We start from the raw sequence: 17,089 nt of genomic DNA, 5'->3' as shown, positions 1-17,089 counted from the left end.
CCGCCGCCGGATCGACGCCCAGCACCTCGCGGACCTTGCCGGGATCGTAGAACGGCAGGTTCAGGCCCATGCCGATGCCCAGCTCCAGCACCCGGCCTTCCGCGCGCGGCACGACCTTGGCCCGCTGCTTCATGATCGGCGGCGACGAGCAGGCGCACGTCAGGAGCTTCGGCAGAATGAAGCGGTCGTAGAGCGATGCCATGTCGTCCTCCCCGAAGGCCGAGCTTCGCCCGCCCGAGCGCGGATTGCCATCGCGAACCTGTGAGCGGACGGCGCGCGCCAGCGGCGTAGAGTTGAACCGTGCAGCCGGGGGACGCGCGGGAGGTGCGACGATGGCCGATCTGAAAACCTATCCGATTTCGGACCTCAGGATCCGGGTCGAGGTGCAGGACCGGCTCTGGCATGCCCACGGCCTCGATACCGCCGACGTGACGGTGAAGGTCGAGCGCGGCGAAGTCCGGCTCACCGGCGTGGTCTGGTCCTCCGACGCCTTCCGTCGGGCCGAGCACGTGGCCGGCGCCGTCGAGGGCGTCCGCCGCATCCGCAATCAGTTGCAGGTTCGCACGCGGCCGACGGCGGCCGTCGCGGGCCTCGAGCTCTAGCGGACCTCGTACACCTTCGGCGCGGGGCCCACCGCCACGGGACCAAGCGTCGTCTGGCCCGCCTGGAAGTTGATCGTCACCCGCGCCACGTCGCCGGCGCCTTCGCGCGCCTCGGCCACCGCAGCGGCGGCGCCGGCGGCTTCGGGCTGGATCACGCCGGTCTGGCTCATCGCCCCCAGCGCCCGCGGCGCCTGCTTCAGCGTCACGTCGAGCATTCCGCGCAGCCGGCCGTCGGTCCCGACGTTCAGCAGGCCCGAGTTCGAGCCCAGCAGGGCGTCGCCGGCGGTGACGCCGGCCTGGACCACACGCATCTGTCCGCCAGCGTCGGACCAGCGACGGACCGCAGTCGGCCAGTCCGAGCCCTCGAAGCTGCTCATCTTCGTGAGCCGCGAATTCCAGATGATCTGCACGGGCTTGTCGGCGGCGATGCGGCCGAGCAGTCCCGACAGACGCGCCTTGCCGTTCTTCACCTCGGCGGCCAGCAGGCCCTCGTCGTCGGGGCCTGGACGGAGGTGGAGCTCCACCAGCTCGGCGGCCTCCAGGCCGAAGGGCTGGGCGCCGGCCGTCGGCTGGAAGATGAGCTTGGCGCCCTGGAGCGAGAAGCTGGGCGGCCGCTTGTCGAGGTCCTTCAGGCTCGCGCGGATCACCTCGCCCTTCACCACGACCGGCCCACCGATCGGTCGCACGAAGGTCAGGCCCTGCGGCGCAGCCAGCATCCAGTGCGTCGGGGCGTGCATATAGGCCTGACCCTCCAGCACCGGCGCCTCCAGACCCCAGCCCGAGGGTTCGCGAACCCGGGCCTCGGTCAGGGTGATGTTGAGGCGCAGCGGGTAGCCGCCGATGCCGCGCTCCTTCCAGCTGACGTCATAGCCGGCCGCCTTCAGCTGGGCGACGGAGGCGTCCATCCGCGCCCGGGCCTCGCCGCGGGCCCAGAGCCACAGGACGCTCCAGCCGATGACCACCACCAGGGCGATGGCGAAGGGAAGATAGAGCCCGAGGCGGCTCCGTTTGCGGGGCGGCGGCAGATCGTGCAGAGACATGGCCATCGGTTTAGCGCGGGGCGGGATGTCGGGCGAGCGTTGGGTCTTCGGCTATGGCTCGCTGATGTGGCGGCCGGGCTTCGACTTCCTCGAGCGGACGCCCGCCACCCTGCACGGCCGCCGCCGGGCCTTCTGCATCTATTCCGTCCACCATCGCGGCACGTACGAAAGGCCGGGGCTGGTGCTGGGCCTCGCGCCGGGCGGGACCACGCGGGGCATGGCCTACCGGATCGCCGAGGCGATCTGGCCCGAGGTGTACGCCTACCTCGTGGAGCGGGAGCAGCCGACCGAGACCTACGTCGAGGCCCGCCGGCACGTGCGGCTGGCCGACGGCCGACGGGCGGAAGCGCTCGTGTTTCTCTCCGACGTGCGCCATCCGCAGTGGGCCGGCGCGCTCGGCCTCGTCCGCCAGGCCGAGCTGATCGCCGGCGCGAAGGGCCTCTCCGGCCGCAACGTCGACTACCTCCGCGACCTGGTCGAACACCTCCGCGAGGAGGGGTGCGCGACCACGCCATGGAAACCCTGCTGAGCCTCGTCGAGCAGCGGGAACTGGGCGCAGGCTAGAGCGCCAGGAGCTTCGCCGAGGCGGTTTCGATCCGCTCTTCGAGCGTGCGCATGAACTCGGCGCGCTTCAGGCCCGGCGGGATCGGCTCCAGGTATTCGAAGACGATGGTGCCCGGAACCCGCAGGAAGCTCTGCCAGTGGACCCCGGAATTGGTCGCCACCGGGATCACCGGCACGTCGAGCTCGCGGTAAAGGGCGGCGATGCCGGGCTTGTAGTCGGTCTTCGCGCCCGGCTTGCCGCGGGTCCCCTCGGGAAAGATCACCACCTGACGGTTCTTCTCGAAGAGCACCTTGGCGCGGCGGACCATGTTGCGCAGCGCCGTCGAGTGGCCGGAGCGGTCGATGTCGATGGTGCCGACCTTGGCGGCGTACCAACCGAACCACGGGATCCAGGCCAGTTCCTTCTTCATCACGAAGACCGAGCCCGGCAGCCAGGTGAACTGGGCGAAGACGTCGAACATGCACTGGTGCTTGGGCGCGACCAGCGCCGGGCCCGTCGGAATGTACTGACGGCCGCGGACCTCGACCCGGATGCCACAGATCAGCCAGAGCAGAAGGACGTTGCCGCGGCCCCAGGCGTGGAACATGGCCAGGGTCCAGCGCGTGGGGCCCAGCAGGATCGGCGAGCAGAGCACCGCGACCAGCGCCGTCCAGAGATAGAACGTCACGTGGAAGAGGAGCGAGCGGATGGCGGTCACGTCGGGGCCTTCTGTTGCGCCGGGTCGCGGTCGCGCGGGCCCAGGCCCAGCACCGCCTCGCGGCCGAGGATCGCCAGATACTTGGAGTACTCCACCACCATCAAGCGCGCCGCCCTCGGGCTGCGCCACCAGCCCCTGGCCTTCAGCGACGGCGTCGGCACGGGGTAGGGGTGCAGCGACACCTCCGGCTCGCGCAGGACCGCGCGCAGCTCCAGCATGGCGCGGGGCATGTGGTAGTCGGCGGTGACCACGATCAGCGAGCGGTAGCGCATGGCCTGCGCCCACTCAGCGGTTTCGCGGGCGTTGCCGACGGTGTCGGCGGCGGTGAACCCGAGGTCCACGCAGCAGTCGTAGAGGCGGCGCACGGCGCGGGAGACGGTGCGGATGTCCTCCCGGCTCGCCTCTCGGTTCACGCCTGAGACCAGCACGCGGTTGCCGAGATCGCGTTCCAGGAGCGCGATGGCGGCGGCGATCCGCTGGTTCGAGTTCGCGCCGGTGAGGGTCACGATCCCGTCCGCCGGCGCGGGCAGGGGCGCCGGCGTCGACTGCTGCACGCGGTGGGCGAAGGCGAACAGGCCCGCCGTCCAGATCAGCGCCAGGACCAGGAAGGTCGCGACGGACTTCATTGCATCTCCCGGATCAGCGCCCCCGCCGTCAGCCGGGCCGCCAGCGCCGCGACGAGCGCGGCCAGGATGGGACAGGGTAGCACCGCCAGCAGGTCGATCCAGGCGATCGGCAGGGCCGGCGTCAGGCCCGCACCGCCGCCCGCCAGCCTGGCCATGGCGCCGGCCGCCGCCGCCGCCGCCGCGCCCAGCAGACCCGCGAGGCCGGCCACGCGCGCGAAGCGCAGCTGGAACAGGCGGGCGATGAAGGCGTCCTCCGCGCCCGAGAGATGCAGCACCTCGACCACTTCCTTGCGCGCCGCGAGGCCTGCGCGCGTCGCGAACGCGACGACGGCCGCCGCCGCGCCGGCGATCAGCAGGAAGACCGCGGCGCCCGCGCCACGGACCACGCCCGCGGCATTGCGGATATCGTCGATCCAGACGCTGTGGTCGTCGACGACGGCGTCGATGCCCTGGGCCTTCAACGCCCGGTCGAGGGGCGCGGCCGCTCGCGGGCTGGTCGGGGTCGAGCGTTACGGCCACGAGCCTGGGCACGGGCAGGTCCTCGAGGTCGGCGACGTCGCCGAGCCAGGGCTTGATCAACTCGTAGGCCTTCTCGCGCTCGAGGGCGCGGGCCTCGCTGACGCCCGAGACGCCGGCCAGCGTCTCGGCGGCCCGGGCTGCCGCGGCGTCCGGCGTCTCGCCGCCACGGGCGCGAACGATGACCGTGGCCTCGCCGGCAAGCTGGCCGCTCCAGCCGTGGGCGGCGCGGTCGGCCGCCAGCACGCCCAGGGCCGTCAGGCAGGCCAGGAAGCACAGCACGGCGACCACGAAGATCAGCGCCCCGTCGCGGGCGTCGCTCTCCGGCAGGAAGGGGGCAGGCCGCCAGCGGGCCGGATCGAACAGCGGCTGGCTCATGGCGCGGCCCCGCTGGTCGGGCCCTGCGGCCCGCGCGGGGTCAGCCGGCCGTTCTCGAGGTGCAGGACCGGCCGGCCGGACCGGGCGACCAGATCCTGGTCGTGGGTGGCGATGACGATGGTCGTGCCCAGCCGGTTCAGCTCCACGAACAGTCGGAAGATCCGCAGCGCCATGTCGTGGTCGACGTTGGCCGTCGGCTCGTCGGCCAACAGGATCTCGGGCCGATTGACCACCGCGCGGGCGATGGCGAGGCGCTGCTTCTCGCCGCCAGCCAGCGTGGCGGGCATGGCGTGCATCCGCTGGCCGAGCCCGACCCACGAGAGCAGCTCGGCCACGTCGTTGCGATAGTCGCCGGGCTTCGCGCCCGAGATGCGCAACGGAATGGCGGCGTTGTCGAACGCCGACAGGTGCTCCAGCAGCAGAAGGTCCTGGAAGACCACCCCGATCCGGCGGCGCAGGTGCGGCCGGGTCCGCGCGGTCTCGTGGGCCACGTCATGCCCGAACAGATGGATCAGGCCCTTCGATGGGCGCGCCGCCAGGTAGATGAGCTTGAGGAGCGAACTCTTCCCCGCCCCGGAAGGGCCGGTGATGAAATGGAAGCTGCCCGGCGCCAGGCCGAAGTTGAGGTCGCTCAGCACTTCCGGCCCGCGGCCGTAGCGCATGGAAACGTCGTCGAATCGGACGACCTCGTCGGCGGCGTCTGTCGCCGCAGCGACGTTGGGGTTTCTGGACATAGAGCCGGAAATCGGCGACCTCGGAGGGGGTTGCTGGAGCGTCGCGATTCGGCCGTCATGATACTGACCTGTCCAGAGTGCGCCACCAGCTATTTCGTGGATGACTCGCGCATCCCCGAGGGCGGCCGGACGGTCAAATGCACCGGTTGCGGCGCCCGCTGGCACACGGCCCGGGAGGCCGAGCCCGTCGTCGATCCGGAAGACCGCGAGCTCTTCGAGGACGTGGCCGCCGAGGCCGCGCCGGAGCCCGAGGCGCCCGTCGCCGCCGCTCCGCAGGACGACCTCGAGGTCAGCGGGCCCGATCCCGCCGAACGGCCGCGTCCGCGCGCCGCGCCGCGGCCGCCGCCCCCGAAGAAGCCGGTCGGCGCCATCATCGCCTGGGGATCGGTCGCCGCCGTGGCCGTGCTGCTGGTGGCCGCGGCCCTCATCTTCCGGGACGCCATCGTCCGCCTCGCGCCTCAGACCTCCGGCGCCTATGCCGGGCTTGGCGTGCCGGTGAACAGCCTCGGGCTGGTCATCGAGGAGGTGGTGGCCAGGCCCACCTTCCAGGGTGGGCGTCCGGTGCTCGCGGTGACCGGCCAAATCCGCAACCTGCGGGAGGACGCCGCCCAGGCCCCGGCCATCCGTATCGATATGCTGAGTCGCACCGGCCAGCCGCTGGCGGCCAAGGTCGTCCGACCGATCGACCCTCATGTGCCCGGCGGATCGAAGCGCCACTTCGCCGTGGCCATCGCCGACCCGCCCTTGGCCATCGCCGAGCTCGCGCTCGCGTTCGAGGCGCGCGCCGGACAAGCCGGACCCGCGCCGGTGCACGCGGCGGCCGACAGCCACGGCGCTCCAGCCCACGGCGACGGCGGCCATGGCGCCCAGCCGGAGGAGGCGAAGCCGCTTCCCGCCGATGCCCCGGACGCGCTATCGGACCACCATGGCTGACGAGATCAAAGAGATCCTGCTCACCGAGGCCGAGGTCTCGGAGCGGGTGGAGGCGCTGGCGGCCCGCGTGGCGCCCCGGCTGGACGACGATACGGTGGCGGTCTGCCTGCTCACCGGCGGGCTGTGGTTCTGCGCCGACCTGATGCGGGCGCTCGCCCGCCACGGCCGGCACGTGCGCTTCGATGCGCTGTGGCTCGCCTCCTACAAGGATCAGCGGGTTTCGACGGGCCGGTGCGAGGTGCGCGCCGACCTGCAACGGCCGCTGGTAGGCCAGAAGGCGCTGATCGTCGACGACGTGTTCGACACGGGCCTCTCGCTGACCGAGGCCGCCCGGCTTGTCCGCGACGCGGGCGCCAGCGAGGTGCTGACCGCGGTCTTCGCCTCCAAGCCCTGGCCCACCGAGCGGGGGCTAAAGCCCGACTTCGTGGCCTGGGAGGCCCCTGGCCGCTTCCTCGTCGGCTACGGCATGGACGTCGCCGGCCAGTATCGCGGCCTGCCGTATATCGGGGCGATGGACTAGGGGCGGGCCGGCCGCTTGACCCGGCCCCTGGGGCCGCGCCCACTGATCCCGGGATCACCGCAAGGGAGCCCGAATCACATGGCCGCCGAATTCCTCAACCCCGCCGAGGCCGCCCGCCGGCTGGGCGTCTCGGCGAAGGCGCTGCGGCTCTACGAGGCGCGCGGCCTGCTCGCGCCGCTCAGGACCGCCGCCGGCTGGCGCGCCTACGGGCCTGATGACATGGCCCGAGCGCGCGAGATCGCGGCGCTCCGGGCCCTGGGGTTCAGCCTCGCCCAGGTCGCCCGGGTGCTGAAGGGCGACGCGTCCGGCCTGGAGCCGGCGCTTGCCGCGCACCAAACGGCGCTGGAGGTGCGGCTCGCGGAACTCTCGGGCGCGGTGGAGGCCGTCCGCGGCCTGCGGCGGCGGCTCGCGGCGGGCGAGGCGCCCAGCCTTGCCGAACTGGCTTCGCTGGCGTCCCCAGGCTCCGGCCTAGCCGCCGCCTTCGACCTGCCCTGGCCCTGGGGCGGCGAGCGGTTCGAATTCCGTGACGCGCCCGCCCTAACCTACGTCACCGGCCCGCTCGGCAGCGGCAAGACGCGGCTCTGCCTGAAGTTGGCGGAGGCGATCGCCGGCGCGGTCTTCCTGGACCTCGACCGGAAGGTCGGGGGCGACGCCGATCCCGCGACACTCGCCGCCCTTGTCGCCGACGGGGCGACGGATACCGAGGCCCTGCGGCGCTTGCTGGCCGGTCTGGAGCAGCCGGCGTCGGCGGTCGTCGCCGATCTTGTCGAGGACGGCCTCGACGAACCCACCCAGGAGGCGCTGATCGCCCACCTGCGCCGGCGCGGACCGGCCGCCCGGCCGCTGATCCTGATGACCCGCTCGACCGCGATCCTCGACCTCAGCGCCGTCGGCTCCGACGAGGCGATCCTCTATTGCCCCGCCAACCACAGCCCGTCGATGTGGGTGCGTCCGTGGCCCGGCTCACCCGGCTACGAGGCGGTGGCGACCTGCCTGGCGGCGCCCGATGCGCGGGCCCGGACCGCCGGCATGATCGTGGTGATGGCCTAGACCCCTAGAGCCAGGGCGCGGGCTGCTCGCGGTCCAGCATGTCCTGGTAGGTCGGCCGCGGACGGACCACGGCAAAGTCCGCCCCCCGCACCAGCACCTCCGGCGCCAGCAGGCGGCTGTTGTACTCGCTGGACATCGCCGCCCCGTAGGCGCCGGCGCTCATGAAGGCGATGAGGTCGCCGGCCTCCAGCGGGGGAAGCTGCCGGTCGCGGGTGAAGGTGTCGCCGGTCTCACAGACCGGACCGACCACGTCATAGGTCTCGGGCGCCCCGTCGCGCGGGCGCAGCGGCCGGATGTCGTGATAGGCGTCGTACATGGCCGGTCGCAGCAGGTCGTTCATGGCCGCGTCCAGCACCAGGAAATTCCGGCCCTCGGGCCGGCGGTTGACGTGGAGCACCCGGGCCAGCAGGACACCGGCGTTGGCGGCGATCATCCGGCCGGGCTCGAAGGCGAGCTGGACGTCGAGGCCCTGCAGGGCGCGGCCGATCATCTGGGCGTAGTCGGCGGGCGAGGGCGGTTCGGGCTGGTTGAAGTAGGGGACGCCCAGGCCGCCGCCGAGGTCCAGCCGCTCCACCGAAAGGCCCTCGGCGCGCAGGCGCTCGACGAGGCCGCGCATCTTGCGGAAGGCGGCCTCCATGGGGGCCAGGTCGGTGATCTGGCTGCCGATGTGGCAGGCGACGCCCACCGGGGTCACGCCGGCCATGTTCGAGGCGTTGGCGTAGAGCCGCTCGGCCTCGGCGAAGGAGACGCCGAACTTGTTCTCCGCCTTGCCGGTGGCGATTTTGGCGTGACCGCCGGCCTCCACGTCCGGATTGACCCGGATGGCGGCGCGGGCGCGTTTGCCCAGCCGCTGGGCGACCGTGTTCACGAGGTGAAGCTCGGGTTCGGACTCGACGTTGATTTCGGCCACGTCGACTTCCAGCGCGAAGGCGATCTCCGCCTCCGTCTTGCCGACGCCCGAGAAGACGATCCGCTCGCCCGGGATGCCGGCGGCCAGCGCCCGGCGGATCTCTCCCTCGGAGACGACGTCGGCGCCGGCGCCGAGCCGGCCGAGCGTGCGCAGGACCGCCACGTTCGAGTTGGCCTTCACCGCAAAGGCGATCAGCGGGTCCTTGAGGCCCGCCCCGACCAGGCTGTCGCGCAGCACCGTGTAGTGCCGCTCCAGGGTCGCCGAGGAATAGACATAGACCGGCGTGCCCACCTCGTCGGCGATGCGGGCCAGGTTCACGTCCTCGCAGTGGAGCTCGCCCCCGCGGAGCTCGAAGTGATTCATCGGCGAGGGTTGGCGTACGGGTCCGGCAGCGCGCCCTGCGGCCCGGGCGCGATCGGGTTCGGCGCCTGGCCCTGGATCGGGATGGTCCGTTCGGGCGCCGGATCGGAGACGCGGTCGCGCGGGTCGATGGTGTTCACCGGCCGGCTCGGGTCCTGCGCCTGGCGCTCGGCCTCGTCGGCGCGCTTGGTCGTGGAGCCCTCGTTTCCGTAGAGCGGGCCGGGCCGCTCGAGCGCGCCCATCTTGCCGCAACCGGCCAGCAGGGCCGCGGTCCCGAGAAGCGCGATCAGCGCAGGCGTGCGGATGGTCATCCCAGAAGTTCCTTCCAACGCTGAATCTGCGCGCGCACCTGGTCCGGAGCCGTGCCGCCATAGCTCTTGCGGCTGGCCGCCGAAGCCTGCGGCGTCAGCACCTCATAAACACCCGCGGTGATGCGCGGGTCCAGAGCCTGAAGCTCGGCGAGCGGCAGGTTCGGCAGGTCGACACCCAGCTGCTCGGCGCGCTTCACGGCCGCCCCGGTCACGTGGTGGGCGTCGCGGAACGGCAGGTTCAGCTCCCGCACCAGCCAGTCGGCGAGGTCCGTGGCGGTGGAGAACCCCGCGCCGGCCGCCGCGGCCATCCGATCCGTGTTGGGCTCCAGGTCGGCCACCATGCCGGCCATGGCGCGCAGCGAGAGCTCAAGCGCGTCGAACGCCTCGAAGGTCGGGACCTTGTCCTCCTGCATGTCCTTCGAATAGGTCAGCGGCAGGCCCTTCATGACCACGGCGAGCTGGGTGAACGAGCCCAGCAGCCGGCCGACCTTGGCGCGGATCAGCTCGGCCGCGTCGGGATTCTTCTTCTGCGGCATGATCGAGGAGCCGGTGGTGAAGGCGTCCGACAGGCGGATGAAGCCGAACTGCGGCGTCATCCAGATGACGATCTCCTCCGCGAGCCGCGAGAGATGCGTGGCGCAGATGGTGGCCGCGGCGAGGGCTTCCAGGGCGAAGTCTCGATCGGCGACGCTATCCAGCGAATTGGCCGTCGGCCGGTCGAAGCCCAGCGCCTGGGCGGTCATGTGCCGGTCGATGGGGAAGGGGGACCCCGCCAGGGCCGCGGCGCCCAGCGGGCTCTCGTTCATCCGCGCCCGGGCGTCGGCGAAGCGCGAGGCGTCGCGCCCGAACATCTCCACATAGGCCATCAGGTGGTGGCCGAACGTCACCGGCTGGGCCGGCTGCAGGTGGGTGAAGCCCGGCATGATGGCGCCGGCGTGCGGCTCGGCCTTGGCCAGCAGCGCGGCCTGCAGCGCACGGATCTGGACGCCCGTGCGGTCGCAGGCGTCGCGCACCCACATCCGGAAATCGAGCGCCACCTGGTCGTTCCGTGAACGGGCGGTATGCAAACGGCCGGCCGCCGGGCCGATCAGCTCGCGCAGCCGGGCCTCCACATTCATGTGGATGTCCTCGTACTCCTCGCGGAACTGGAAGGTCCCGGCGTCGATCTCGTCACCGATGGTCTGGAGGCCGCCCTGGATCGCGGCCTCGTCCTCGCTTGAAATGACGCCGGCCTTGCGCAACATCGCGGCGTGCGCGCGGGACCCGGCCAGGTCCTGGGCCGCCAGCCGCTTGTCGAAGCCGATGGAGACGTTGATCGCCTGCATCAGCTCGGCGGGCTTGTCGGAGAAGCGGCCGCCCCACATAGCTTGGCCCGTCTTGTGAGTGTCGGAGGAAGAGTCAGTCATATGAGCGATCAGTCCGCGGCGAAGGCCAGAGGCGGTATCCTGAAGGGGGCGCTCTGGGGCGCCGCCCTCATCGGCGTCGCGGCGGTTCTCTACATCATCGCCCAGTCGACATTCAAACCTCAGCAGCAGGGCGGGCTCGCTTCGGCGGCCAAGGGCGAGATGGCGAAGCTCGTCGTGCCCGAGGAACCCACCGCCGCGCCCACCAACGTCTTCTACGATTCCTGAGGGCGGGGAGGTCCGGCTCGCGGACTTCAAGGGCAAGGTCGTGGTGATGAACGTCTGGGCGACCTGGTGCGGTCCCTGCGTCATCGAGATGCCAACACTAGCCAACCTGCAGGCCGCCTATGCGGGCAAGCCTGTCGAGGTGGTGACCATCAGCATCGACAGCGAGGACTCGGCCGAAAAGGCGAAGCTGTTCATCGGCAAGCATCCGCCGCTGAAGTTCTACCATGACCGCTCAATGAAGCTGCCCTTCGCGCTCAAGCCTGCGGCCGCCGGCATGCCGACCACCGTGATCTATGGCGCCGACGGCCTCGAGAAGGCGCGGGTCTCCGGCGAGGCGGACTGGGCCGGCCCCGACGCCCGGGCCGTCATCGACCGCGTGCTCGCCGGCGACTGAGGCCTCAGGCGACCCGAGCCGGGGCGTCGGCGGCTTCCGCCGCGATCGAGCGCAGGAAGCTGACCAGGGTGCTCCGCGCCTCCTGAGGCAATCGCTCGTAGGCCGACAGCAGCTCCAGCGCGCCGGGCGTCCGCATGCGGCTGAGCATGTCGAGGTCGCCGGGCGTTTCCCGGTCCGGGGCGTCGAGGACATCCATCAGGTCGACGACCCGGCACTGCAAGGCGCGCGCGATCTGCACGAGCCGTGAGAACGATATCCGGTTGGTGCCGTTCTCGTACTTCTGGATCTGCTGGAAACTCACGCCGCACTGTTCGGCCAGCGCCTCCTGGGACAATCCGATCGTGCGTCTGCGGATGCGAACCGCGGCGCCGAGCGCGATGTCCATCGGATCCGGCGCCTTTGTGGACGGATCTGCCAATCTAACCTCCCGAGCCCCGCCGAGGTCAGTTGGTTCGCGACTCTTTTTGAGCGATCGGTCGCGCGCCTCGGCTCAAAATGAGTAAAGGCCCAGATTGCCAATTTGAAAAGCGCCGTTCTCCGAGATGTTCTCCGAAAGATGAATTCCGCAACCGAGCTGCGCCTTGGGAGTTCCGGGCGAATGGGGAATCAACCTGAGTTGGATGAGGACCGTCCGGAAGCTCCGCGGAGCCGGATCCGACCAGCAGGTTTGCTTGCCGGGGTCTTCGCGGCCGCCGCCGTCGGGACGTTGGCTTGGTGGTTGGCCGGCGACGAAGGCGAAGTCACGCGCAGCGTCAGCGCCGCCCAGGTCGCCCAGGCCGGGACCCCGCGCCCAGACCTGATCCAGACCGCCTCGGCGTCGGCCGACCCCGCCCAGGTCCGCCGCGCCTACGAGCAGTTCCAGGTGACCTATGCCGATCTCGGCGTGGAGGGCCTCGAGGCGTTCTCCAGGAGCTGCGCGCAGGCGCTGGCGCGCGACCCGCGGATCATCGACTACTGCGTGGCCTTCGACACCTTCGCCGGGGCGGTCGCCTCGGGCGCGCCCTGGTTCGGCGACGCCGACGGCCGCCATGTGGAACTGGCTCAGGCCGCCCTGCCGGCCGGCGTCGACGCGCCTGCCCGGATCGCCGAGGTTCGCCGCCTGACCCGGCTGGCGTCCGGCATCTCCGAGCCGGTGCAGGTCGCCGAGGCCGCGCCCCCCTGCGGCCCCGCCCGCCGTCGCACCGCCGGCGGCTACGGTCCAGGTGGCGTCCGCGCCCGCACCCGCACCCGCACCCGCACCCGCGACCAAGGCCGCGGCGCCTGCGCCAGCCCGTGTCCAGAAGGCCGCCGCCCGTCCCCCGGCGAATCGCCCGGCGGTCCGCCGCGTCGCCAACCCTTGCGCGCGCGAGCCCACCGCCGCGGCGCGTGCGATCTGCGCCAACCCGGACCTGCGCGCCGCCGACCGCCGGCTCAAGCAGGCCTATGAGCGCGCGATCGCCGCCGGCGTGGATCCGCTGGAGCTCGACCGCGAGCAGGCGGAGTGGCGGACGGCCCAGAGCGCGACCGCCGCCGGTCGGGACGCCATGGCCCGCGCCTACGAGCTGCGCATCGGACAACTCGAGGCGCACGCGCGAACCGGTGAATGATAGCCGGTTAAGGTCTTGGTGACCGAAGCAGTTCGGAACTGGCCCTTCCCCGTTCGGACACTCCTCGTCAGGACCCATGCGCGTCGTTCAGCTCCATCCCCCTTCGACCACGGCGCAGCCCTGCGTGTGCCGCCGCCGCAAGACGCGAAGAGCTGGCGCATGCTGTGGAGCTGGCTGGGCGACGACGCCCAGGTGGTGGCCGAGGCCTCGGCGGTGCAGGTGCGCACCCCGGAAGGCCCGGTGATCGCCCATTGCGGCGACTGGATCGTGCTCAGCCACTCGGGCTCGTTCCACGTGGCCCACACCGTGCGGATGCACGACGCCTGATCCGCCGGGGCTGACTCCTCACGACGACAGGGCCCGCCCTGCGGCCAAGCCCCTGTCGCCACGGCGGGGTTTCACCTGATTGCCGTGCTCCGCCGTTGGCGGACGATCCGGGGGTCCGGAGAGCCCCTGATGCGTCTGTCGATTCCGATCCTCGCGGGTCTCGCGTCCGTCCTCGCCCCGCTGGCGGCGGGGGCCGAGGCGGCGTCCGGGGCGGCAGGGGGCGGGGGGGCTGCGCCCGAGCTTCGTGGTCGCGCCGATCCCGATCTCGGACCCGGCGATCGGCAACGGCTTGGCGGCGGCCGGACTGGCGCTCTACTCCCCTCGCGGATCGGAGCGGCCGTGGACCACCGGCGTCGGCGGCCTCTACACCGACAGCAAGAGCTGGGCGGCCTTCGCCGGCCAGAAGGCCTACCTCGACCGCGATCGGTTCCGGGTCACCGCGGGTGGCGGAGGCGGAGTCTTCAACGTCGACTTCTACGGCATCGGCCCGGGCGCAGGGGATCGTGGCCGCTCGATCCCCATCGAGCAGAAGGCGGCCGGTGGACTTGCCGAGGCCCTGATCCGCGTCCGGCCGCATATGTACGCCGGCCTCGAGTACCGGATCATCGACATGCGGACGACGGTGAAGCTGGACGAGCTGCCGTTCGAGGACCTCGAGATCCCTGGCGTCGAGCTTCGCAGCAGGACCTCCGCCCTCGGCCTGGCCGGCGAGTACGATACGCGCGACAGCGAATACCAGCCGACGCGCGGCCTCTATGCCACGGGCATGTGGCTGCAGGCGGCCGAGGCCCTGGGTGGCGACTTCGACTACCACCGCGCCGAGTTCGCGCTGAACGGCTATCGGGCGCTAGGCGGGGACGCCACGCTCGCCTGGCGGGGATCGGTCTGCTCCGTCGGCGCCGGCGCGCCGTTCTACGACCTCTGCAATTTCGGCAGCCAGAGCGACCTGCGCGGCTATGTTAACGGCCAGTACCGCGACCAGGCGATGTTCGCCGTCCAGGCCGAGTACCGGCGGCCGCTGTTCTGGCGGTTCGGCGGGACGGTGTTCGCGGGCGTCGGCGAGGTGGGACCAGGCTTTGGCGACATGAACGCCGACAACCTGCTGCCGGCCGCCGGCGTCGGCCTGCGGTTCAAGGCGTCGGAGGAGTACGGCGTGAACATCCGGCTGGACTACGCCTGGGGGAAGGACAGCGAGGCCTTCTACGTCTCCATCGGCGAGGCGTTCTAGCGGCTAGGCGAGCCCTGGCAGGCCGAAGACGATGCTGGCGATGGCGGCGACGCCAAGCAGCAGCAGGGCCAGCGCCACCACGAAGGTCACCGAGATCGGGAAGGGGCTCTTCCCGTGGATCAGGCCCCCGCCGGCCATCGCCGCCCGCGTGTGGCGGAGGTCGAGGGTGTAGCGGAGGTGCTGAATCAGACCGCCTGCCAGGATCAGTATGCCGAGCGCGATCAGGATCACACCGAAGTTGCGGGGAGCCGCAGCGTGGCGGATGACCTCGGCTTCCCGGAGCTTCGAGAACGCCTGGTAGATCGTAAAGCCGAAGCCGATCAGCGACAGGGACGTGCGGATCACCGACATCAGGGTGCGGTCGGCGCTCATCCGGCTGCGCTGGAAGGACATGCCCGTCCGGCGCATCGACAGTTCCGTGCGCCGGTCGGAGAGGTCGGTGCGGTATTCCGACAGGCCGGTGCGATGCTCCGAAAGCACGGTCCGATGGTGCGAGAGCTCGGTTCGATAGCGAGAGAAGCCCGTGGAGGCCTCGTCCGCCGGCTTGCCGCTCATGTTCGGGATCGGCGGAATCTCGAACTCGGGAAGCCGCTCGGGCCGATTTGACGACGTCTGCGACATGGCCCAGGTCCCTCTGGGGCGCGAGGATGGAGGCGCCGGGCGGGACGGCGCCTCGGGCTTCAGGTCAGGACGCTCCGGCCGTCGCGTCGGCCATCTTCACCAGGGCGTCGTCGATGGTGAAGCTGTTGGGATGCTGAACCGGCGGGAAGTCCTCGAAGGTCTCGACGAACTTCGCCACGATCGCCTGCGCGGCCATGATGAAGAACCCGTTCTTGAAGTACCAATCCCAGTAGGTGTTCGAGGTGGTGTCGGCGAACTCGTAGGGATCGGTCCGGAGGTTGAAGATCTTCGGCGCCCGCAGGCGGACGAACGGCTCCGCCCAGAGCTGCAGGCTTCCTTCGACCCGCTGCTCCATGAAGACGACCTTCCAGTTGTCGTAGCGCACGCCGAGGACGTCGCCGTCGTCCGAGAAGTAGAAGAAGGCGTTGCGCGGGCTCTCCTTCGACTTGCCGGTCACGTAGTCCAGCAGGCTGAACCCGTCGATGTGGTTCCTGTAGGTCCGGCCGCAGGCCTGGTAGCCGCTCTTGAGCTTGCCGATCACGTCTGGGGCGCCGGCCATTTCGAGGAAGGTGGGCAGCCAGTCGTGGTGCTGGACGATGCCGTTGGCCACCGAGCCGGCCTCCACCTTGCCGGGCCAGCGGATCAGCAAGGGCACGCGGAAGGCGCCCTCCCAGTTGGTGTTCTTCTCGCTGCGGAACGGCGTGGTGCCGGCGTCCGGCCAGGAGTTGCAGTGGGGCCCGTTGTCGGTCGAGTACTGGACGAAGGTGTCGTCGGCGATGCCGAGCTCGTCCAGCAGGCCGAGGATCTGGCCGACGTTCCGGTCATGGTCGATCATCGTGTCGTGGTAGTTCGACTGCCACCGACCTGCCTGGCCCAGACTCTCCGGCTTCGTATGGGTCACGAAATGCATATGGGTCGTGTTCAGCCAGACGAACCACGGGGTGCCGGCCGCGTTGGCGCGCTTGATGAAGTCGGCGGCGGCCGCCACGAACTCGTCGTCGCAGGTCTCCATCCGCTTGCGGTTCAGCGGACCGGTGTCCTCGATCCTCTGCTTGCCGACGCGCCCCCAGCGAGGCTGCTCGGTGGAATCGTCGGTGTCCGTGGCCCAGGAGTGGATCACGCCCCTTGGGCCGAAGGTCTCGCGGAATTTCGGGTCGGTCGGATAGTTCTCCTGCTCCGGGTCCTCCTCGGCGTTCAGGTGGTAGAGGTTGCCGAAGAACTCGTCGAAGCCGTGGTTGGTCGGCAGCATGTGGTTCAGGTCGCCCAAGTGGTTCTTCCCGAACTGCCCGGTGGCGTAGCCCTGCTCTTTCAGGAGCGCGGCGATGGTGACCAACTTCTCGTTCATGCCGATCGGCGCCGCAGGCAGGCCCACCTTCGACAGCCCCGTCCGATAGACGCTTTGACCGGTAATGAAGCTGGACCGGCCCGCCGTGCAGGACTGCTCGCCGTAGCTGTCGGTGAACAGCATTCCTTCCCTGGCGAGGCGGTCGATGTTGGGCGTTCGGTAGCCCATCAGGCCGTGCGTGTAGCAGCTCAGGTTCGACTGTCCGATGTCGTCACCCCAGATGACCAGGATGTTCGGCTTGCCCTTGGGCATGGTTACGCTCCCTGCGGTTGCAGGCCCGATCCTCGCTTGACCGTGGGTCGAGTTTGATCCGGTGAACCCCCCCAGAAAACCTAAGGGATTGCCCCGCGGTTCGGGGAGTGCGGACGCCGGACGCGTGAGGGCGCGAAAGCCCAATCTGGGCGCCAAGCGGGCCCCTCGAAGGGTGCGGCATGCGACCGAATCGCCGGAGCGTCGGTTCCACAGCGCAGGGGGCGCGACAGGCGAGGAAGACCAATGGCGTTCGATGCGGTCCCGGGGGGCGATCCTAGGGGGCCCTGGTGCCCCGGCTGTGGACGGCCCGTTCAGACGGACGAGCCTTCCACACGGATGCACTTTGCGGAGGATCCCGACGGCCGCCTGGGCAAGAGCGGCCTCTGGCACGGGGAATGCGCGCGGCCCTACTGGGACAAGATCACGCCCGCGCTCGAGAGACTGCGGCGGCTCGGCTTTTAAG

22 protein-coding genes and 1 pseudogene are annotated in these 17,089 nt (G+C 70.8%); 12 read left to right on the top strand and 11 right to left on the bottom strand.

All coding sequences use genetic code 11. The features are described from left to right. Positions 1-332 precede the first annotated feature (332 nt). Positions 333-602, top strand: a complete 270-nt coding sequence (locus LRS04_RS01585) for a BON domain-containing protein (protein ID WP_257814843.1) — start codon at positions 333-335, stop codon at positions 600-602. Here LRS04_RS01585 and LRS04_RS01580 read toward each other — a convergent pair. Further along, positions 599-1,642, bottom strand: a complete 1,044-nt coding sequence (locus LRS04_RS01580) for a DUF2125 domain-containing protein (protein WP_257814842.1) — start codon at positions 1,640-1,642, stop codon at positions 599-601. The two genes, LRS04_RS01585 and LRS04_RS01580, sit on opposite strands and share 4 nt — an antisense overlap. A 25-nt stretch (positions 1,643-1,667) precedes the next feature. Between LRS04_RS01580 and LRS04_RS01575 the strand changes: the two are divergent. Next, a pseudogene (locus LRS04_RS01575) lies at positions 1,668-2,206 on the top strand (gamma-glutamylcyclotransferase). Here the strand turns inward: LRS04_RS01575 and LRS04_RS01570 are convergent. The 4 genes from LRS04_RS01570 to LRS04_RS01555 all read right to left on the bottom strand — a co-directional run bounded on the left by LRS04_RS01570 (position 2,203) and on the right by LRS04_RS01555 (position 5,086). Then, the gene (locus tag LRS04_RS01570; protein ID WP_257814841.1) at positions 2,203-2,904 is read right to left on the bottom strand and encodes a 1-acyl-sn-glycerol-3-phosphate acyltransferase; all 702 of its coding nucleotides are present in this window, start codon (positions 2,902-2,904) and stop codon (positions 2,203-2,205) included. The pseudogene LRS04_RS01575 and the gene LRS04_RS01570 overlap by 4 nt on opposite strands. Continuing rightward, positions 2,901-3,530, bottom strand: a complete 630-nt coding sequence (locus tag LRS04_RS01565; RefSeq protein WP_257814840.1) for a YdcF family protein — start codon at positions 3,528-3,530, stop codon at positions 2,901-2,903. The genes LRS04_RS01570 and LRS04_RS01565 overlap by 4 nt, the downstream gene beginning before the upstream one ends. After that, positions 3,527-3,991 (bottom strand): FtsX-like permease family protein, encoded by a 465-nt coding sequence (locus LRS04_RS26495; RefSeq protein ID WP_308238055.1) that lies wholly within the window; start codon positions 3,989-3,991, stop codon positions 3,527-3,529. The genes LRS04_RS01565 and LRS04_RS26495 overlap by 4 nt, the downstream gene beginning before the upstream one ends. A gap of 429 nt (positions 3,992-4,420) precedes the next feature. Next, positions 4,421-5,086, bottom strand: a complete 666-nt coding sequence (locus LRS04_RS01555; protein ID WP_257814839.1) for a cell division ATP-binding protein FtsE — start codon at positions 5,084-5,086, stop codon at positions 4,421-4,423. Between the two features lie 129 nt (positions 5,087-5,215). Here LRS04_RS01555 and LRS04_RS01550 point away from each other — a divergent pair, with 129 nt between their 5' ends. The 3 genes from LRS04_RS01550 (at position 5,216) to LRS04_RS01540 (ending at position 7,661) form a co-directional block, all read left to right on the top strand. Then, positions 5,216-6,091 (top strand): DUF3426 domain-containing protein, encoded by an 876-nt coding sequence (locus LRS04_RS01550; protein ID WP_257814838.1) that lies wholly within the window; start codon positions 5,216-5,218, stop codon positions 6,089-6,091. Beyond that, positions 6,057-6,611, top strand: coding sequence for a phosphoribosyltransferase (locus LRS04_RS01545; protein ID WP_257814837.1), 555 nt, complete (start codon positions 6,057-6,059; stop codon positions 6,609-6,611). Before LRS04_RS01550 ends, LRS04_RS01545 begins: the two co-directional genes overlap by 35 nt. A 78-nt stretch (positions 6,612-6,689) precedes the next feature. Further along, positions 6,690-7,661: a MerR family transcriptional regulator gene (locus LRS04_RS01540; protein WP_257814836.1), complete on the top strand. Its 972-nt coding sequence runs from the start codon at positions 6,690-6,692 to the stop codon at positions 7,659-7,661. A 4-nt stretch (positions 7,662-7,665) separates the two neighbouring features. Here LRS04_RS01540 and lysA read toward each other — a convergent pair whose 3' ends face one another. The 3 genes from lysA to argH are packed head-to-tail and all read right to left on the bottom strand — an operon-like array spanning position 7,666 to position 10,648. Further along, on the bottom strand, positions 7,666-8,934 hold the full coding sequence (gene lysA, locus LRS04_RS01535; RefSeq protein ID WP_257814835.1) for a diaminopimelate decarboxylase: 1,269 nt from the start codon (positions 8,932-8,934) through the stop codon (positions 7,666-7,668). Then, entirely contained in the window at positions 8,931-9,242 is a 312-nt protein-coding gene (locus LRS04_RS01530) for a hypothetical protein (protein ID WP_257814834.1), read from the bottom strand. The genes lysA and LRS04_RS01530 overlap by 4 nt, the downstream gene beginning before the upstream one ends. Beyond that, the gene (argH, locus tag LRS04_RS01525) at positions 9,239-10,648 is read right to left on the bottom strand and encodes an argininosuccinate lyase (RefSeq protein WP_257814833.1); all 1,410 of its coding nucleotides are present in this window, start codon (positions 10,646-10,648) and stop codon (positions 9,239-9,241) included. Before argH ends, LRS04_RS01530 begins: the two co-directional genes overlap by 4 nt. Here argH and LRS04_RS01520 point away from each other — a divergent pair, their 5' ends adjacent. Next, positions 10,649-10,873 (top strand): hypothetical protein, encoded by a 225-nt coding sequence (locus LRS04_RS01520; protein WP_257814832.1) that lies wholly within the window; start codon positions 10,649-10,651, stop codon positions 10,871-10,873. A 46-nt stretch (positions 10,874-10,919) separates the two neighbouring features. After that, positions 10,920-11,267: a TlpA disulfide reductase family protein gene (locus tag LRS04_RS01515; RefSeq protein ID WP_257814831.1), complete on the top strand. Its 348-nt coding sequence runs from the start codon at positions 10,920-10,922 to the stop codon at positions 11,265-11,267. Between the two features lie 4 nt (positions 11,268-11,271). Here the strand turns inward: LRS04_RS01515 and LRS04_RS01510 are convergent, their stop codons facing one another. Then, entirely contained in the window at positions 11,272-11,652 is a 381-nt protein-coding gene (locus tag LRS04_RS01510) for a helix-turn-helix domain-containing protein (RefSeq protein ID WP_257814830.1), read from the bottom strand. A gap of 333 nt (positions 11,653-11,985) precedes the next feature. Between LRS04_RS01510 and LRS04_RS01505 the strand changes: the two genes are divergently transcribed. From LRS04_RS01505 to LRS04_RS01490, 4 genes are all read left to right on the top strand, one after another. Further along, the gene (locus LRS04_RS01505) at positions 11,986-12,693 is read left to right on the top strand and encodes a hypothetical protein (RefSeq protein WP_257819259.1); all 708 of its coding nucleotides are present in this window, start codon (positions 11,986-11,988) and stop codon (positions 12,691-12,693) included. Continuing rightward, the gene (locus tag LRS04_RS01500; RefSeq protein ID WP_257818907.1) at positions 12,638-12,853 is read left to right on the top strand and encodes a lysozyme inhibitor LprI family protein; all 216 of its coding nucleotides are present in this window, start codon (positions 12,638-12,640) and stop codon (positions 12,851-12,853) included. Before LRS04_RS01505 ends, LRS04_RS01500 begins: the two co-directional genes overlap by 56 nt. Positions 12,854-13,012: 159 nt before the next feature. Further along, complete coding sequence (locus LRS04_RS01495) at positions 13,013-13,180, top strand: hypothetical protein (protein ID WP_257814829.1); 168 nt, start codon at positions 13,013-13,015, stop codon at positions 13,178-13,180. A 244-nt stretch (positions 13,181-13,424) separates the two neighbouring features. Then, positions 13,425-14,408 (top strand): BamA/TamA family outer membrane protein, encoded by a 984-nt coding sequence (locus tag LRS04_RS01490; RefSeq protein WP_257814828.1) that lies wholly within the window; start codon positions 13,425-13,427, stop codon positions 14,406-14,408. Between the two features lie 3 nt (positions 14,409-14,411). Here LRS04_RS01490 and LRS04_RS01485 read toward each other — a convergent pair whose 3' ends face one another. Continuing rightward, complete coding sequence (locus tag LRS04_RS01485) at positions 14,412-15,029, bottom strand: YidH family protein (protein WP_257814827.1); 618 nt, start codon at positions 15,027-15,029, stop codon at positions 14,412-14,414. Between the two features lie 64 nt (positions 15,030-15,093). Further along, on the bottom strand, positions 15,094-16,626 hold the full coding sequence (locus LRS04_RS01480) for an arylsulfatase (protein WP_257814826.1): 1,533 nt from the start codon (positions 16,624-16,626) through the stop codon (positions 15,094-15,096). Between the two features lie 336 nt (positions 16,627-16,962). Between LRS04_RS01480 and LRS04_RS01475 the strand changes: the two genes are divergently transcribed. After that, entirely contained in the window at positions 16,963-17,088 is a 126-nt protein-coding gene (locus LRS04_RS01475; RefSeq protein WP_257814825.1) for a hypothetical protein, read from the top strand. Position 17,089: the final 1 nt, after the last annotated feature.

It is taken from the genome of Phenylobacterium sp. J367, assembly GCF_024699985.1.
Taxonomy (GTDB): domain Bacteria; phylum Pseudomonadota; class Alphaproteobacteria; order Caulobacterales; family Caulobacteraceae; genus Phenylobacterium.
This window is presented reverse-complemented; position numbering and strand designations above follow the sequence as displayed.

Coding starts and splice junctions, on each gene's coding strand:
- LRS04_RS01585 (WP_257814843.1), top strand. CDS start 333: ATGGCCGATCTGAAAACCTATCCGATTTCGGACCTCAGGATCCGGGTC.
- LRS04_RS01580 (WP_257814842.1), bottom strand. CDS start 1,642: ATGTCTCTGCACGATCTGCCGCCGCCCCGCAAACGGAGCCGCCTCGGG.
- LRS04_RS01565 (WP_257814840.1), bottom strand. CDS start 3,530: ATGAAGTCCGTCGCGACCTTCCTGGTCCTGGCGCTGATCTGGACGGCG.
- LRS04_RS01555 (WP_257814839.1), bottom strand. CDS start 5,086: ATGCGCTACGGCCGCGGGCCGGAAGTGCTGAGCGACCTCAACTTCGGC.
- LRS04_RS01550 (WP_257814838.1), top strand. CDS start 5,216: ATGATACTGACCTGTCCAGAGTGCGCCACCAGCTATTTCGTGGATGAC.
- LRS04_RS01545 (WP_257814837.1), top strand. CDS start 6,057: ATGCCCCGGACGCGCTATCGGACCACCATGGCTGACGAGATCAAAGAG.
- LRS04_RS01540 (WP_257814836.1), top strand. CDS start 6,690: ATGGCCGCCGAATTCCTCAACCCCGCCGAGGCCGCCCGCCGGCTGGGC.
- lysA (WP_257814835.1), bottom strand. CDS start 8,934: ATGAATCACTTCGAGCTCCGCGGGGGCGAGCTCCACTGCGAGGACGTG.
- LRS04_RS01530 (WP_257814834.1), bottom strand. CDS start 9,242: ATGACCATCCGCACGCCTGCGCTGATCGCGCTTCTCGGGACCGCGGCC.
- argH (WP_257814833.1), bottom strand. CDS start 10,648: ATGACTGACTCTTCCTCCGACACTCACAAGACGGGCCAAGCTATGTGG.
- LRS04_RS01520 (WP_257814832.1), top strand. CDS start 10,649: ATGAGCGATCAGTCCGCGGCGAAGGCCAGAGGCGGTATCCTGAAGGGG.
- LRS04_RS01515 (WP_257814831.1), top strand. CDS start 10,920: ATGAACGTCTGGGCGACCTGGTGCGGTCCCTGCGTCATCGAGATGCCA.
- LRS04_RS01510 (WP_257814830.1), bottom strand. CDS start 11,652: ATGGACATCGCGCTCGGCGCCGCGGTTCGCATCCGCAGACGCACGATC.
- LRS04_RS01495 (WP_257814829.1), top strand. CDS start 13,013: ATGCTGTGGAGCTGGCTGGGCGACGACGCCCAGGTGGTGGCCGAGGCC.
- LRS04_RS01485 (WP_257814827.1), bottom strand. CDS start 15,029: ATGTCGCAGACGTCGTCAAATCGGCCCGAGCGGCTTCCCGAGTTCGAG.
- LRS04_RS01480 (WP_257814826.1), bottom strand. CDS start 16,626: ATGCCCAAGGGCAAGCCGAACATCCTGGTCATCTGGGGTGACGACATC.
- LRS04_RS01475 (WP_257814825.1), top strand. CDS start 16,963: ATGCACTTTGCGGAGGATCCCGACGGCCGCCTGGGCAAGAGCGGCCTC.